General features: G+C 61.7%; 13 protein-coding genes and 1 pseudogene. 3 read left to right on the forward strand and 11 right to left on the reverse strand.

Annotation, left to right across the window (positions count from 1 at the left end; translation table 11 throughout):
- Nucleotides 1-74: 74 nt before the first annotated feature.
- Nucleotides 75-3140 (forward strand): UDP-N-acetylmuramoyl-tripeptide--D-alanyl-D-alanine ligase, encoded by a 3066-nt coding sequence (locus tag FLO80_RS14310; protein WP_111364415.1) that lies wholly within the window; start codon nt 75-77, stop codon nt 3138-3140.
- A gap of 37 nt (nt 3141-3177) precedes the next feature.
- A pseudogene (locus FLO80_RS14315) lies at nt 3178-3544 on the forward strand (IS6 family transposase); the annotation flags it as partial.
- An 867-nt stretch (nt 3545-4411) separates the two neighbouring features.
- On the opposite strand, the gene FLO80_RS14330 reads toward FLO80_RS14315, so the two are convergent.
- Nucleotides 4412-5431, reverse strand: coding sequence for a 1-aminocyclopropane-1-carboxylate deaminase (locus FLO80_RS14330; RefSeq protein ID WP_111364411.1), 1020 nt, complete (start codon nt 5429-5431; stop codon nt 4412-4414).
- Nucleotides 5432-5584: 153 nt separating this feature from the next.
- Here FLO80_RS14330 and FLO80_RS14335 point away from each other — a divergent pair, with 153 nt between their 5' ends.
- The gene (locus FLO80_RS14335) at nt 5585-6046 is read left to right on the forward strand and encodes an Lrp/AsnC family transcriptional regulator (protein WP_223145490.1); all 462 of its coding nucleotides are present in this window, start codon (nt 5585-5587) and stop codon (nt 6044-6046) included.
- A 320-nt stretch (nt 6047-6366) separates the two neighbouring features.
- Here FLO80_RS14335 and tolA read toward each other — a convergent pair whose 3' ends face one another.
- From tolA to FLO80_RS14385, 10 genes are all read right to left on the reverse strand, one after another.
- On the reverse strand, nt 6367-7389 hold the full coding sequence (gene tolA / locus FLO80_RS14340; protein WP_111364407.1) for a TonB family protein: 1023 nt from the start codon (nt 7387-7389) through the stop codon (nt 6367-6369).
- Nucleotides 7386-7769 (reverse strand): ExbD/TolR family protein, encoded by a 384-nt coding sequence (locus tag FLO80_RS14345; RefSeq protein WP_111364405.1) that lies wholly within the window; start codon nt 7767-7769, stop codon nt 7386-7388. The genes tolA and FLO80_RS14345 overlap by 4 nt, the downstream gene beginning before the upstream one ends.
- Before the next feature lie 3 nt (nt 7770-7772).
- Complete coding sequence (locus FLO80_RS14350) at nt 7773-8147, reverse strand: ExbD/TolR family protein (protein WP_111364403.1); 375 nt, start codon at nt 8145-8147, stop codon at nt 7773-7775.
- Between the two features lies 1 nt (nt 8148).
- Nucleotides 8149-8799, reverse strand: coding sequence for a MotA/TolQ/ExbB proton channel family protein (locus FLO80_RS24435; RefSeq protein WP_111364401.1), 651 nt, complete (start codon nt 8797-8799; stop codon nt 8149-8151).
- A 581-nt stretch (nt 8800-9380) separates the two neighbouring features.
- Complete coding sequence (locus tag FLO80_RS14360; RefSeq protein WP_111364399.1) at nt 9381-10439, reverse strand: siderophore-interacting protein; 1059 nt, start codon at nt 10437-10439, stop codon at nt 9381-9383.
- Nucleotides 10440-10456: 17 nt separating this feature from the next.
- Complete coding sequence (locus FLO80_RS14365) at nt 10457-11248, reverse strand: ABC transporter ATP-binding protein (protein ID WP_111364397.1); 792 nt, start codon at nt 11246-11248, stop codon at nt 10457-10459.
- A gap of 34 nt (nt 11249-11282) precedes the next feature.
- Nucleotides 11283-12296: a FecCD family ABC transporter permease gene (locus FLO80_RS14370; protein ID WP_342781738.1), complete on the reverse strand. Its 1014-nt coding sequence runs from the start codon at nt 12294-12296 to the stop codon at nt 11283-11285.
- Nucleotides 12296-13321: a FecCD family ABC transporter permease gene (locus tag FLO80_RS14375; protein ID WP_111364393.1), complete on the reverse strand. Its 1026-nt coding sequence runs from the start codon at nt 13319-13321 to the stop codon at nt 12296-12298. Before FLO80_RS14375 ends, FLO80_RS14370 begins: the two co-directional genes overlap by 1 nt.
- Entirely contained in the window at nt 13311-14303 is a 993-nt protein-coding gene (locus tag FLO80_RS14380) for an ABC transporter substrate-binding protein (protein WP_111364391.1), read from the reverse strand. The genes FLO80_RS14375 and FLO80_RS14380 overlap by 11 nt, the downstream gene beginning before the upstream one ends.
- 54 nt (nt 14304-14357) lie before the next feature.
- A complete protein-coding gene (locus FLO80_RS14385; RefSeq protein ID WP_188078302.1) occupies nt 14358-16454 on the reverse strand; it encodes a TonB-dependent siderophore receptor in 2097 nt (698 codons plus the stop codon).
- Nucleotides 16455-16510 lie beyond the last annotated feature (56 nt).

The raw sequence follows: 16510 nt of genomic DNA on the forward strand, positions 1-16510 counted from the left end.
GACGCAAACAACTTGGCAAGGCCTTTCAAACAGTTCACCATGCAGCAGAAGCTATGCATGAACATTAATCCCCCATGAATGACGCTGCCACCTCCCAAATTCTGGATGAGATCCTCCCGCGGATATCCTCACTGCCAGACCCATACCCGCGTTATGTTGTTTTCGTTTCGGCGACAGATGGTGACAACCGCGCCCGCGTCAAGACAATCACGGCCTCAAGCCTGATCGGCTTGCGTGAAGGGCTGCAAGAAAAGGAACTCGCGCAGTTGCTCAGCGCACGTCATGTGCGGTTGGACTGGGTGACTTCTGTGCAGGTGATTTCCTTCGCCGCCTACAAAGCCGCGTTGCAGAAAGTGAAGCGCAACTATAGCCGCAAAGGGGTATCTCTGGATGCTGATTTCCGGCATGCGGTAACCGAAGGAGAGCTGAATGGCAGCGCCTTGTTCTACAAAGGTGCCCAAGTTCCGCACTGTGAAATAAATCTCAACAACTTTGGGGTTTATTGGAAAAGGCGTTTTGGCCAAACGTTCGAGCCCCCAGAAAATTCCGACACCGTTTATCTTTTCACATCTGATGGCCTGTTCAGTGATCGTGACAACGGCGAACTTCATACGCTCATGCCGTCTGGTCTCAATGGTGGACGGCGTGTGTTCGACCTCAACCAGGCGGGAAATCTCGATTTTCTGATACTTGAAAGTGCCACCTATCTCGCGGCCCAGGTCAACGAGAACGGCATGTTTCACTATGGCAGGTACCCATGCTTCGATCGCCCGATCAACCACTACAACACGCTGCGCCACGCCAGCAGCACCTACGCGCTGTGCGAAGCCTACGAGTTGATCCAAAGCGATGATATACGCGTGGCCATTGAACGGTCTTTGAAGCGGATCGCGAAATACCTTGTCAAGTACAGCAACGGACCGGCCGGAGCGTCGGCTTACCTGATGGATACAGGCAAGGAGGTCAAGCTCGGAGGAAACGCTGTCGCCATTTTGGCGTACTGCAAGTTCTCCGAGGTGACGGGAGATAAATCCGTACTCGAACTGGCACGTCGCTTGGGCAACGGTATCCTGTCCATGCAACAAGAGAACGGCGGCTTTTGTCATATCCTGGATGCGGACAGCCTGACTCCGAAGGAGGACTTTCGCACGATTTACTATGACGGAGAGGCTGCATTCGGGCTCATGCGGCTTTACGGTGCAACGGGTGAAAAGCGCTGGCTAGATGCGGCCCGCCGTGCTGTGGATCATTTTATCTCCAAGGACTATTGGCAGTACAATGACCACTGGCTGGCATATTGTGTGAACGAACTTTCCTGTTATCACAGCGACCCGGAATATGTATCTTTCGGCGTCCGCAACGTCCGGGATTACCTCCCCTTTATCCGCGACCGGATTACCACCTTTCCCACGCTGCTGGAGCTGTGTTGCGCCACCCGTCTGCTGGTGCAGAGATCGTTGCAGGATCCGTCTCTGGTCCCGGTCGTTGACGCGCTCGATCTCAGTGCTTTTCGAGAGGCGATGGAACACAGGGCCCAATACCTGACAAACGGGTTCTTCTTCCCCGAAGTCGCCATGTATTTCCGGAACCCCGCCTCTGTGACCGGTAGCTTCTTTATTCGCCATCATGGCTTCCGGGTGCGAATTGACGATGTCGAACATTACCTGTCCGGACTGATCGCTTATCGCTCTTATCTGAAAGAGCGGGACAGCTTCATCGACTGTTGCGAACAGCAGAAGCGTCGACTCGCCGACAGAGCAAGACAAGCGCGCTGGTCCTCAACAGACATCACCAGCCTTCTGGAGGGTGCAGAATGGCTCCGCCCGCCGACGTCCGCGTTAGAGCTGAATGGCGTTTCTACCTATGCCCCAAGCTTTCGTGAGGATGATATCGTATTCGCCCGGCACCCGGACGACAGGTTTGGCATTCCCTATGAAGAGTTGGAAGAAAACCAGATTATTCCGCGGCTCGCGATTGTGAGCAATGACGGCGGGGTCTCGGTCAAGGCAGATTCCGTCTTGCGCGTTCCCGATATGCGCGCCGCCTTGATTGCCTTGGCAAAGGATGCGCGCAAATCACTCACGGGGCCGGTCGTGGGCGTGACGGGCAGTGCAGGAAAGACCAGTGTAACGGCCATGATTGCGCATTGCCTTGGCGGCGTCGGCAAGGTTCACAGCACGCGTTTCAGTGCCAACATGGTGCGCGGCCTCGCCTGGAACCTTTGTTGTGCCCCCGTAGATACGGAATATTGCGTTCTGGAAATGGCAATCGGGCAGATGCAGGAAAATACCCGACTGGCGCGGCCGGACATCGCGTTGTTCACCAACATCCACCCGGCCCATCTGATCCATCACAAAGATACAGCCACCATCGCACGTAGAAAGGCACATATTTTCTCGGCAATGCCCGACGATGGTGTTGCTATCCTTAACCGGAATATGAACGAATATGAGATCGTCGAAGCTGCTGCAAAGGACAAAGGACTCCGAGTTGTGACCTACGGATGGTCGGATGCCTCCGATATTTTTCCCATAGTCTCGACACCCTCGGCACAGGAGGTCACGCTGGAAGCCTTCGGCAAGCGCCACGTTGTTCCAATCGTCGGTGCGGGGAGCTACGCGGTTGAGAATACGATGGCAGTCGTTGCGGTCATCAGTGTACTGCGCCAGCCAATCGAGCCTGTGCTCAAACGTCTGACGACTTTTGCCAGGGACATCGGCCGTGGCCAGATTATCGAATTGGCAACCCCGGGGACGCCGGCGAGGATCATAGATCATTCCTATAACGCAAACCCGGCCTCGATGCGTGCGGCACTGGATGAAATGTTTGCGATGCCATGCAGTGGAAAACGCGTGGCTATCCTCGGCGATATGGCTGAACTCGGCGAGGAGAGCCAGTCGGAACATACCGAGCTTCTCAAGTTCCTCGAAGAGAAACCCTTGGAATCCGTATATCTTGTCGGAGATGAATTCAAAGCGAGTATCTCTGCGGTTGGCGATGATGGAAGGTTCAGAACCACGGATCTCGGCGATCTCGAGAATATCCTGACTCAACAGGTTTCCCCAGGTGATGTCATCCTGGTGAAAGGCTCAAACAGCACTGGCCTGTTTCAACATCTTGAAAAGTTCAGAACGTCATAGCCGAACTGCAAAGCCACGTCACAATGGTCAAACGCCCGGCGCACATTTTGCAGCCTGCATTCGGCATGACCGGACCCGTCCGAACGACAAATGGCATCTGGACGAGGTCGTAATCGCGATGGGTGGTGTGAAACACCGGCTCTGGCGCGCTGTGGATGCCAGCGGTGACACGCTCATATCCTTGTCCAGACACGTCGCAATGCCAAAGCCGCCAGGCGGTTTTTCATGCACCTCATCGCACCCCGCGCGTCGTGATCACTGACAAGCTTCGCAGCTACATCAAGCCGATCGCGCGCTTGGCACCCAGAGCCGATCGCCGAGCCCGCAAGGGCCTCAACAGCTTGATCGAGGGCAGCCACAGGCCGACACGAAAGCGTGAGAAGATCATGGGCCGGTTCAAATCCCCTAGCAACTGTATCTATTCGCCCGACTGAATCTGCCAAGGCTTGCCGGTTTTGATGATCGCGTTTGCGATCGTGACCCGCCTTCGCGCGATTGCGATAATGACCAGCTTGTGCGGCTTTCCGCGCTCTTTGAGATGCTTTGCGACTGGCTTGAGAACTGGATTGTGGCAGGCGGCAGCGAGTGCGGTTTGGAACAGCACATGTCGGAGAGGCCGTCGTCCACCTGTGATTGTTCCCCTACCGGCCCTTGTGTCAGCTATGGGCTACGGTTTCATACCCTTCCGCCCCGCACTGATCATCGCCACCACTGGTTTCGCTTGGGTGATATGCTGAACTTCAAGTCCGAAGATCAGTTGGAAGGGTTGATCGAGACGAGGCTGGCAGAGCTGCATCATGGAATGACAGCCTTTGAGCGCGACCTCATCTGGTCAGCCCTGCATCACTTGCACCAGGTGATCTGGGCGGACGACGTGGTGAATTACTACATCGAATCCAGCCGCTCTGTGGACCGAGTGCTCGACATCTTCGTGCGCGCCAATGACGGCGGCACCAAGCTCTCCAAGTCAGATCTCCTGATGTCCATGATTACGTCGAAATGGGAGAACGGATCGGCTCGGGATGCCGTGTTCGGATTTGTCGATCACATCAACAAGGGTCTGGGGCACGAGAACAAGATCACCAAGGATTTTGTTATGAAAGCCTGCCTGGTGCTGTGTGGCTTCGACGTGAAATACAACGTTTCGAATTTCACCACGCAGTCGATCACCGACATCGAACGGAAATGGCCCGCCATCAAGGATGCAATCGAACGCACATTCCGGTTCCTCAACGGCTTGTTGATGGGCGTCTTTCCGTCCGTGCAGGAGATCAGCCGTCCCTGTAGTAGTAGCTATACCCGTTCAGCGCCGGGGCACCGCCAAGATGGGCGTAAAGAACCTTGGAACCTTTCGGGAAGAAGCCTTTCTTGGCGAGGTCGATCATACCTTGCATGGATTTGCCCTCGTAAACCGGGTCCGTCATCATCGCTTCCGTCTTTGCAGCAAGACGGATGGCGTCATTGGTTTCCTCGGACGGCACACCATATGCCGGGTAAGCGTAGTCCGGGTTGATGTGGATTTCATCATCTCGGACTCTGCGCCCAAGGCCAACCAGATCAGCGGCGTTGTCGACGATTTCTCGCACCTGCGCGCGAGTCTGATCGAGCGTGCCCGAGGCATCGATCCCAATTACCCGGTCTGCACGATCCTGAGCTGCGAAACCAACGATCATGCCTCCTTGGGTCGAGCCGGTCACAACACAAACAACGATATAGTCGAACTTGAATCCAAGCTTTGTCTCTTGCTCGGCGACTTCCTCGGCAAAGCCGACATAGCCAAGCCCGCCATATTTGTGAACAGACGCACCCGCTGGGATCGCGTAAGGCTTGCCGCCTGCGTCTTTCACGGATTGGATCGCATCTTCCCAGCTTTTGCGGATGCCGATATCAAAACCATCATCCACGAGACGACTGTCTGCCCCCATGAGGCGGGTCATCATAATGTTGCCCACGCGATCATAAACGGCGTCATAGTGCGGGACCCATTTCTCTTGGATCACCACGCACTTCATACCGATCTTCGCAGCGGTCGCAGCCACCATACGCGTATGGTTCGACTGAACACCGCCAATAGAAACCAGCGTATCCGCCCCGCTCGCGATGGCATCAGGCATGATATATTCAAGCTTTCGGAGCTTGTTGCCACCGAAGGCCAGCCCAGAGTTGCAATCCTCGCGCTTTGCATAGAACTCCACTTCGGCACCGACGGCTTCTGTGAGCCGTGGTAAATGCTCGATGGCAGTCTTGCCGAAGGTGAGCGGGTAGCGTTCGAATCTATCAAGCAACGACATGGGCGATCTCCTGTTTTCCTTTTGGAAGATGCTAACAGGCTAGTTGTGATGAGTGCTTTCAAAATTGCTATTTTATTTTACAAAAAGATCAGAATGATTGATTAATCATTCCCGTAAAAGGATATTTTATATGCCAAAATGGAAGAATCTTTCATGAACAACCTCAATCGAATCGACCGCAACATCCTTCGCCACCTTCAAGCCGATGGCCGACTGACAAACGCGGAGCTCGCCAGCGCAGTGAATGTCAGTCCCGCGACCTGCCACCGGCGCACTCAAGCGTTGTTTGACGCTGGCCATATCTCAAAGGTTATGGGCCATGTGAATCCTGCATCGGTGGATCTTGGAACACTTGTGATGGTGGGCGTCGTGCTGGATCGCTCAACGCCAGAGAGTTTTGCCGCCTTTGAAGCAGCGGTGGACGGAATGTCTGAACTTCTCGATTGCCACCTCGTCGCTGGAGATTTTGACTACCTCCTGAAAATACGGGTGAAGGAGATGAAAGACTTCAACGAGATGCATACCAAGATGTTGATCGCATTGCCCGGTGTGCGGCAGATTAGGACCTTTTTTGTGCTTAAGGAGATCAAGGAGAACGCACCCCTCGCGTTTTGAGAACCGCCTTTCGCCGCGCTGCATCTGGTAACCGCTGACTCCTTGGTGCCGATCGAGACGAACGGCCCTCGGCGGACATCGGCGCCATACGCATCAGATGTCCGGAGAAGAGCCTAAACGGATCAAGCCCGTGCCCGAATACCCAAGTTAAACTTGGCAAATGATGTAGGTTCCTTCAGGCTTGGGAAATAACGCTGCAGACAAATAAGCGGGAGGCTCTCCCCGTAGCCGACAGGAATAGCTGGTGACGACCGTGTTGGAACCGGGGTATAGACCAACGCAGGCACCGCCGCGTCCGGTCCGACGCCCTGAAGGACGTTTCATCGCTTCAGCAGTATGGCCAGCGAGAAGGTGTAAGAGTTCCGAGACAATTCTCGGGGTGCGGACGGGAAGCGGGCAGCGCGGCGCACGGCGTCCAGGGCGGCTTGGTCCAAGATCGAATTGCCTGAGGACCGCCGGATACTGACGCCCAGCAACTGTCCGCTGCGCGAGATCGAGATTGCCAGACTGACCTGGCCGGACGCATTCGTGCCACGGGGGTAGCGCTTGGCGCGTTCGATGCTGGACCGGACCTTGGCCCCCCAGACGGCTTGCGCCTTGGCCTGTTGGCCCTCCGATGCCGTCGCCGCTTGCGTGCTACCCGTCTGCCCCGCCTGGCTGCTGCCGCCGGACCCCGCGGCCCGCTGCGCGACGTGCCCGTGCGAGGTCTGCTCGGCCTTGCGCGCGTTCTCAGGCAGATCTGTCGGCCTTGGTGCGGTCGGGCGCTGTGGCGGGCGCAGCGACGCGATGGGGTTAACTTCAGACGGCGGGGGAGGCGCCGGCTCAGTGTCCACCGACGGTGCCTCGGTCATTTGTTCGGGTGGGACGGCCGTCATCGGTGCGCGCGTTTCTGGCCGGGACATTTCGGCCCGTGGCAGATCAGGCGCGGGCATCGGGACCTCAGGGGAATTCGGACGGGTGATGTCCGGCGGGCTCGTCTGAGGGCGTGGCAGGGCGGCTTCTAGGTCCAGCCGGAGCACCTCCGGCTCCGCCGGCGGCAGCGTGGCCATGCGCATCTCTGCCCGCGGCGCCTCTGCCAGGTCGATGCGCGGCAAGTCGGCGGCGGGGGCAACCTGGGCGGGCGCGGGACGTAGTTCCGGCTCACGAACCGGCGCCTGCGGTGGCGGGCGATCCCAGCTCTCCACCATCTCGGCCACGGTCGCGTCGGCCGCCTCGAGCGAGATCAGTGCCGTTCCGCCGGACCCGCCCGCGTCATGGCCCTCCTCGGAGGTCTGGGCGAACAGAACGACATGGACCAGTATCGCAAGCGCCGAGAAGGCTGTGGTTTCAACCAGGCGTTTCATTTGCGTGCCACCACCAGCTCGACGCGCGACAGGCCCGCCCGGGACAGATCGCGCAGGATTGCGGCGAGTTTTTTCGCCTCAAGCCCTGAATCGGCGCGCAACTGGATGACGGAATCCACCGCCTGCTGTCCGGCCAGGGCGGCGATCGCTCGCGCCCCCTCGTGCCCGTCAAAAGCGATCCGGCCTTCACCGCTGACGAACAGGATCAGTTCCGCCTCCGCTACCGCGTCGATCTCCGCTTCTGGCGGTTCCACCGCGAAGGGCTCAGGCGAGACCAATTGCGAAGTCATTAGGAAAAAAATGAGCAACAGGAACACCACGTTGATCATGGGTACGATGGATTCACCGTGGGGGGGCTTGGCCGGTTCGCTCAGATCCATGACTCACTCCACCAGAACAAGCGTGGTGTACCCCGCGCCGCGCAACTCTTCGCTGACCCTGACCACGCGCTGAAGATCGGCGCCCTCGCGGCCTCTCAGGATCACCATGTCGGTGGGGGCGGTCATCAGCGGCTGCAAGGCGGCGAGCAGATCCTGAACCGGCCGGCCATTGAGCGCCACCGTATCTGGCGAGATGTCCACCAGACGCGGCGGGCCGCTGTAGCTGTCTCTGCCGGACGCAGCAAGCGGCAGCGGCATCATCGCCTCCGTTCCGAAGCGCGAAGCCAGCATGAAGAAGACGAGAAGCAGGAACACCACGTCGATCATTGGCGTCAGGCTGGGCTTGCGCCGGGGGCGGGCGGGAGGCGCGAATTGCATCTTATTCGGCCGCGAGTTTCAGGGCCTCGGGTTGCGCCGCGATGAAGACACGCACCGCGTTGTCCTCGATGTCGCGCCTCATCCGCTCCACGACCGACTCGAACCATGTCAGCGCCGCCGAAGCCGGGATCGCCACGGCCATGCCGGCCGCCGTGGTCAGAAGTGCCTCCCATATACCGCCGGCAAGCAGGGCCGGATCGGCGCGCGATCCCGCCGCCTGCAGCGCCTGGAAGGCGGCGATCATGCCCAGCACCGTGCCCAGAAGGCCCAATAGAGGCGCGATGGTGGTGATCAGTTCCAGCGCCCCCAGCCCATCGCGCGCCGAGGCCAGCTGGCGTTTGGCTACGCGCGCCGTTTCCTCGCGGGCCGCCTCCTCGGAGAGCCGCTCGAGGCTGCGCAGGGTGGTAGCCATGACCTGCGAACGGATTCCGCGCCGCCCCTCGACCAGGGCGAGTGCGCTGGCCGTGTCGCCGCACTGATACGCCTCGACCGCACGACCGGCCTTGCCGCGCGACCAGGCGCCCATGAGGGCAAGACGCCAGGCCTTCCACATGATCAGCGCGAGGGTAGCCACCGACAGTGCGGCAATGGCCCAGATCGCCGGGCCGCCGTTGCGCAGAAAGGTCAACGCCCGTTCCAGTGCGGTTTCCATCGCCGAGAGGGCCGGCTCGGTTGCCTCACCCGGCGCCACCACAGGCGACTGCGCGGACTCGGGGGAACTCCGCGGTCGGGAAGGTGCGGTTGGTGCCCCGCCGCTTGTCCGCACGGATGTGGCTTCGGACGGGGGCGTTTCCGGATCGGCTTCCAACGCCGCCCCGGCAGGCGCGATGTCTGTTTCGACCCGGGGCGCCGCGGCCTCCGAAGACGCCCCGGCAGGGCGATCCGCGGTTTCCGGTTCGGGAGTGGCGAAAACGGGCGGAACGGTCCGGCCGCTTCGGTCAGGTTCCGCCGGGTCTGCGGTGGGTGGGGTCGACTGCTCGGAGGTGTTCGTTTGGGAAGGAGTGGCCAGCGCTGGCGCCTCGCCAGTGATTCTAGGCGATTGGGAGGCATCCTGGGCCAAGGCCGTGCCAGCAAGCGCCCATACTGCGAGGGCTGCCCAGGCCGTTCGGCCCGCAATCACGCGGGCCGGAGTGCCTGCGGCGGCGGCATCGCGGCGCACGAGTGCCTGCACATCAAGGACATAAGCGCGGCCCATCAGGTGGGGTCTGAAGATAGTCATGGCGTCGTTAATCCTCATATCCGGTCGCCCTGCGTCCAGAACGCGGCGACGTAGTGATCGCGGAGATCGATCCCATTGGTTTTGCACCAGCCGCGCAATTTCTGAGCGCCTGCTTTTTCGGCTGCAAACCACAAGGTGCCCCCTTTATGGACTGCCTGGTCGGCAATGGCACAATCGGCCAATTGCGTTGACGTCCGCTGCGCGTGCCAGTGCACGTCCACACCGGGATGGGCCGGCAAAGGGTATCCACACGCCGCCCCGTCACGGGCGCTCAGGACCGCCTGCCCGATCGCATCCGTCGGCAACGCTTCGAGAATCCGGGCCACGGCGGGAAAGCCGGTTTCGTCGGCATAGAACGTGATCCTGCGGGTCTCCGGTATCCCGCCGCCCCCCGGACCTGTCAGTCCGACCCGAGTGCCAACACGGACGGAACGCGCCCAGGCGGTGGCGCGCCCGCCGTCGTGCAGGAACAGATCGAAGGCCAGTTCGCAGCGCGACACGTCGATGTGGCGCACTGTATAGACGGGCCGGTGCAGCACCTTCTCACCCTTGGGCCAGGTCGTCGCACCGCTGGCTGCGATGCGAGGCCATTCGGGCTGCGTGTCGCCGAGGGGCGGCAGGACGAGGCGGAAATGTATAGCGTCCTCTCCGAAAGCCGAAACATCCTCTGCGCAGACCGTGATGCGAACGAAATCCCGCCCCACCGGCTCGACCGACCGGATCTCGACGAACTGGAAGTTCGGCGGCCGGCTTCCCTCTGACAGCGCGTCCGACCATCGCATTCTCAAAGCAGCGCCGGAGTGCAAGGCCGACACCTTCTCGGTCAGACCCTCCTTGAGCGCGAAGAGCCAATCCGCCCGTGGAGAGTCCACCGCCGCGCGTGCCTTGCCAGCCTCCAAGGCCAGCGTATAGCGGCCATAGGCGGTCAGGATCACCAGTGCTCCGTCCGCATCGTGAACGACCTCCAGCCCGTGCTCTCGGGCCTCCGCGAGCATGGCCTCGCGCAGGCGTTCCGGGTCCAGACCCTGGAGCATGGTCTCGGCGCGGTGGGCGAAATCGATATGTCGGGACATGGTCACGGGCTTCTCCTTCAGGCGGGAATGACATGAGGATGGCCGTGGACCGGATCGGAGATCACGGTGCAGGGCAGCGAGAAGATATCCTGCATCATCTCGGTGGTGACGACCTCGGAAGGCGTGCCTTGGTGGCGCACCCTGCCCTCCCTGAGTGCGACCATGTGGTCGGCGAAGCGGGCGGCGAGATTAATGTCGTGAAGCACCATCGCCACGGTGCAGCCGGTGTCGTGGTTGAGCTTGCGGATGAGCGCGAGAAGTTCGATCTGGTGGGGTAAGTCGAGATAGGTCGTGGGCTCGTCCAGCAGCAGAAGATCGGTGTCCTGTGCCAACGCCATCGCGATCCACGCGCGTTGCCGTTGCCCCCCCGACAAGGTGGCAAGTAATTGAAAGGACATGTCTTTCAATCCAGTCAGGCACAATGCACGGTCCACCGCCGCGGCATCCGTGCGGGACCACTGACTCAATGCGGATTGGTGCGGGGTACGCCCGCGGCGGACAAGATCCAGTACGGTCAGTCCCTCGGGCGCCAACGGCGACTGTGGCAGGATCGCGAGGTGTCGGGCGACGGTGCGCGAGCGTTGTTTTTCAATCGGTTGTCCATCGAGCGAGACTTGGCCACCCGCCACCGGCGTCAACCGGGCAAGGGCGCGCAACAGCGTTGACTTGCCGCAGGCATTGGGACCGACGATAGCCGTCACCTTGCCGTCGGGTATGTCCAGCGACAGGCTGTCGAGCACCGGCCGACCGGGATAGTCGACCGAGATCGCCTCGGCCCGCAGACGACAGTTCGTCCCGTTTCGTACCATGCTCAGAGGGCCCCTTGTCCGTTTTGTACAAAAATCACAGCCGTCCCTTTCGCGCCTGAACCCACAGGAGCCAGACCAGAACGGGCGCACCGACCATCGCGGTGAAGACACCGGCCGGCAGTTGAACCATCGGGATCGAGCGCGCCGCCAGGTCGGCCCCGAGCGTGACCGTCGCCCCCGTCAGCGCGGCGGCCGACAGGGCGGGTCCGCCGTTCCCAGCCAGGCGCCTTGCGATGGGGCCGGAGACGAAGGCGACGAACGGCAGTGGGCCCGCCACGCTCACGGCCAGAGCAACGAGCGCAACCGCCAGCGCGGTAACGGCCAGCCGGAGCGGCGCGAGCGGCAGGCCCAGGCCGGCGATGGTATCGTCCGAAAAGCTCATCCGGGCGAGCGGGAAGCCAAGCCAGAGCGCGATGGGTGCCAGCAGAGCCAGCCCGACCCAGATCAGGGTGACTTCCGCCGGGCCGCGGGCATGCAGCGTGCCGGTGAGCCAGCGGGCCATGTCGGCGGCGGTGTTCTCGTCGGTATAGCTGAGCAGCAGATCGGCCCCGGCGCCCAGCGAAAGGCTGGCGCCGAGACCCACTAGGATCAGCCGATGCGTGTCGAGCCCGCCGCGCCAGGCGAGCGCGACAACCGCCGTGGCCGTCAACGCCCCGCCTGCCAGGGCGCCGGTCAGGATCATCCCGCCGGTCAGCAGCACCGCGAGCAGCGCGCCCGCGTTGGCGCCGGCAGTGAAACCGATGATGTCTGGCGCGGCCAACGGGTTGCGCAGCATGGTCTGGAACATCGCGCCCGCAAGCCCCAGCGCCGCGCCAGCCCCGATCGCGGTCAGGATGCGCGGCAGACGATGGTCCAGAACGATCATCGAGGATATTGCATCGGCGCGACCGATCAGCGCCTGCCATATCCCGACGGGGGTGATCGGGTAGTTGCCGATGGAAAGCGCCGCCACGGCGGCCAACGCCACGAGGAACAGTAGTCCGATACCGACGATCAAGGGACGCCGCTGGACGGTGAGCGAAACAGGACCCAAGCGGAGCGTCTGCATCACAGCCTGCGCCCCCCGGTTCTGCGCACCAGCCAGATCAGGATCAGTCCACCGATCAGCGCCGACATGACACCCGCCTGCATGGTGCCCCCGAACAACGCCGAGCGCCCGACGAGATCGGCCAGCACCATCAGGCCCGCGCCGAAGATTCCGGCACAGGGTGCGAGCCACAGCATGTCCTGGCGCATCACCGCGCGCGCCATGTGGGGCACGATCAGGCCGACAAAGGCGATGGGTCCGGCCAAGGCCACCGTGCTCGACGAAAGCAACACGATGGCCAGACCGCAGAGCAGTTTCGCGCCGCCCACATTCACGCCCAGTCCGCGCGCGGTATCCTCGCCAAGGGCCAGAGCGTCGATCAGCGCGGCGGCGGCCAGCGCGGCCAGCGCGCCCGCGAAAAAGAAGGGCCAGAGCGTGGCGAGCGTTTCGAAGGTGACGTCGTCAAAACCGCCCAGCACCCAGAAACGATAGGTCTCGAGGCTTTGCCGACTCATCAGCACGAGGCCGCGTATCATGGCGAGGAAGAAGGCGGTAAGCGCCGCCCCGGCGAGCAGCAGCCGCGCAGGGCTGGCCTGCGCGCCGCCACCCAGGGCAAAAACCGCCGCGGCGCCGAGCGCCCCGCCGCCAAGCGCCATCCAGACATATTGGACAGGGGCGGTGACGCCCAGAAGAAAGGCCGCGCCGATCACGCCTACCGCCGCGCCCGCGTTGATGCCCAGAAGCCCCGGATCGGCCAGCGGGTTGCGCGTCATCCCCTGGATCAAGGTGCCGGCGATTCCGAGCGCGGCCCCGGCGACAAGCGCCGCAACGAGGCGGGGCAGACGGATCTCGCGGATGACGATCTGTTCGGGGTCGGCGAGATCATAGGCGGTCAGGGCGCCGCCCAGATCGGCCCAGGTCACGGGGCGATAGCCCAGCCGCAACGCCAGCAGGGCGAGCACGACCAATACGGCGAACGAGGCCAGCAGGACGAACGGCCGCCGGTCGGTCGCGGCGCGGAGGTGACAGGCGGTGTCAGCGGGCATCGGACGCCTCCACCGGAAGGATACCGGCCTCCTGCGAGGTGGTGACCACGGTTGCCGGATCGCCGTCCATCGCCGCTTCGAGCAGGGGCACAAAGCGATCGAGCGCGTAATCGAGGCTGAGCGGGCTGGAATGCGACAGCGCAGCCGAGAGCATGAGGTCTGAATAGATCTCGCGTCCCTCGGCATAGGCGCGCATCGTATTGCGCAGAGGCAGGTTATTGAGACGGCCAACCGCGCCTCCCGCGTCAAGCCAGATCAATGCGTCCACGTCGATGGGCGACAGGTCCTCGGGCGGGATGCGAACATAGGTGACATTCAGCCCGCCTCGCGCGTCAATGGCAGCCGGGACGGTCAAGCCCAAGCCCCGCAGCAGGCGGCCACGGATGTCGCGGGAGGTATAGGCGCCGGTGCTGCCGGCCCAGACCATCGCAGCGCTGGCGCCCTGCCAGTCCGGATGGGCCGCCCGGATCCGCGCGAAGCGGGATTCGAGTCGGGCGATTTCCGCCTCGGCCCGCTCAAGGTGGCCTGTCGCCGCGCCGAGGGTGCGCAGCATCTCTTGCCATGGCGCGCCATAGGGCCCCCACTCCGCGCGGTGGGCGATCGTGGGGGCAATCTGCGACAAGAGGCGGTAGTCATTCTCGGTCATGCCACTCCACTGCCCGACGATGAGGTCGGGCTTCATAACCGCTATGGCCTCTATGTCGATCTCGCCCTGCATGACGACGGGTGCGGCGTTGCCCAGCGCCGTTTGCGCCCAAGGCCAGACACCATGCGGATGATCGCCGTACCATTTACGCAACGCGTGAGGTTTCACCCCGAGGGCCAGCAGGAAATCATGGCCGATGAAACTGAGCGAGACGACGCGTGCGGGTCGCTTGGGGATCGTTGCGGTGCCGAAGGCATGATGTATGCGCACGGGAAAATCCTGCGCCGCTGCGGGGGCGGCAAGGACGGCCAGAGCGATGAGAAACGCGCGCAGCATCAAAATACCTGCAGGTCAGAACGGCCGGCCCCAATAGTGACCGACCTCACGGGTTCAGAAAGTGGAAGAGAGGGTGAGCTGCACATTCCGACCTTCGCCGAAATAGCACGCTCCGCTTTGGCATGTTGTCACATAGTGCTTGTCTGTGAGGTTCGCGACATTGAGCGCCAGCCGCCAGTTGTCCCGCTCATAGGCGATCGAGGCGTCGTACAATGTGTGAGCCGGAGTGGCCTGCGCTCCGCTTCCATCCCAGGATGTGCCCGTGTAGCGCACTCCGCCGCCGAACCTCCAGCCCAGCAAAGCGCCGCCAGGTTCATAATCCACCCAAAGCGAGGCCGCGTGGCCGGGTGCCTGCGCGATGTCGAAACCGGCGGCGTTTTCGGTTTCCTGATAGGTATAGGCAACCTGAAGCGACACGTCGCCGAAGCTGTGAAAGGCTTCGAGTTCGAGCCCTCGGGAGGAGGCCGATCCGGTCTGGACTTGGAAACCGGGATTGCCAGGATCCGCCACCAACATGTTGGATTTGGTCAGATCAAAGACTGCCGCCGAAATCAGCGTATCAGTTCCGGTGGGCTGATATTTAAGACCCAGTTCAACCTGTTCGCCGTTGGTCGGGTCAAAGGCGTTGCCGTTCACATCGGTGCCGATGGCGTCTTGTTGGAAACTCGTAGCATAGCTGAGATAGGGCGCCAGACCGTTGTCGAACTGGTACATCACCGCAGCGTTGCCTGTCCATTTGCCATCCTCGGCCGCGGTGGTCGTCGCACCGAAACCGCCATTGGAGGCGCCGGTTTTGATATGGCCATAGCGCAGGCCGAAATCGACGATCCAGCGGTCGATCATGGCACGGTTCTGTGCGTAGACACCCCATTCGTCCACCGAGGTACCTGGCGTATCGGTCACGGTAATCGGGTTGAAGCCTGCGTAAACCGGGTCAAACGGGTCAATGGGCGCGACCTGCGCACCATAGCCGATGTCGGAGTCAAAGGTGCCGCGCGTGTAGCTTGCACCAACGATACTGCGCATCTCGACCTGTCCCAGCGCGTATTCGGCAGTGGCAAAGGTGTCGAGCGCAAGGGTCTTCAGGTCGTTCTCGGCACGATAAAACGTGCGGTTGATCGTGCCATCAGGGTTGTAACGGCCGTTGCTGAAATTGTCGAAAGCCCACCAGGCATGCTGGTACTCCGCTTCACCTTCCAGGTAACGGAAATTCGCGTCGATGCTCCAGACCGAGTTGAAGCGGTGCTTGAACATGGCGGTGATGCTGCGCTGTTCGCTCTCGAACTTGTCAAAACCCGGCTCGCCGATAAAGAGGCTGTTGGGAAGAAAGGTACCGTTGCCGAAACCGGTGGCGGGCTGCAGCGTGCCGTAGAGCGAGGCGAACTGGATCAGCGGGCTGCGGTCGGCGTCCTGGTAGTTGGCCAGAACCGTCAGCTCGGTATCCTCAGACGGTCGCCATGTGATCGACGGGGCGAAGGCAAGAACGTCATCCTGCGAGAAATCCACCTGTGTCTTGGAATCCCGCGCCAGCCCGACAAACCGATAGCGCAACGTGCCGCTCTCGTTCAGGTCGCCGCTAAGGTCGACTGCGCCCTGCACCCGGTCATGCGAGCCGACCTGCAACTGCCACAGGTTCGGCGCGTCCTGGGCTGCGGTCTTCGACGTGGTGTTGACCACGCCGCCGACCGAGCCGCTGCCATAGAGACCCGAGGCCGGGCCGCGCAGCACGGCGACACTGTTGAGCATGAAGGGTTCGGGCGTGGTGTCGTTGTAATACCCGTAGCGGGCAGGCAGACCGTCATGCAACGTCGTGGGGCTGAATCCGCGAACCAAAGACCAGTCCGACCTCGCGTCGAGACCCCACTGCCCAGCGGTCACGCCTGGGGTGTATTTCAACGCATCCTCGATTGTGCGCGCGCCGCGCTGTTGCAGTTGCTGTTCGGTCACCACGCTGACTGACCGAGGAGTTTCAACGATGGCATCACCGCTCTTGGTGATGGTGCCGGTGCTGGTAGCCACAGATTCGCCGAAGAACCCGTCGGTCGTCTCGCCTTCGATAGTGATCTGCTCAAGTTCGATGGTGCCTTGCGCCAAGACCGGCATAGCCGCGACCAAGGCGCAGGCTGACACAGCCGCGCGCGTAAAGAACATGTCCCATCCCCATATTCTGATTTTCGGATTTTGCCTAGCGTCGCGCTGGGTAACAA

Source organism: Aquicoccus porphyridii, from assembly GCF_008369105.1.
GTDB classification, from domain to species: domain Bacteria; phylum Pseudomonadota; class Alphaproteobacteria; order Rhodobacterales; family Rhodobacteraceae; genus Aquicoccus; species Aquicoccus porphyridii.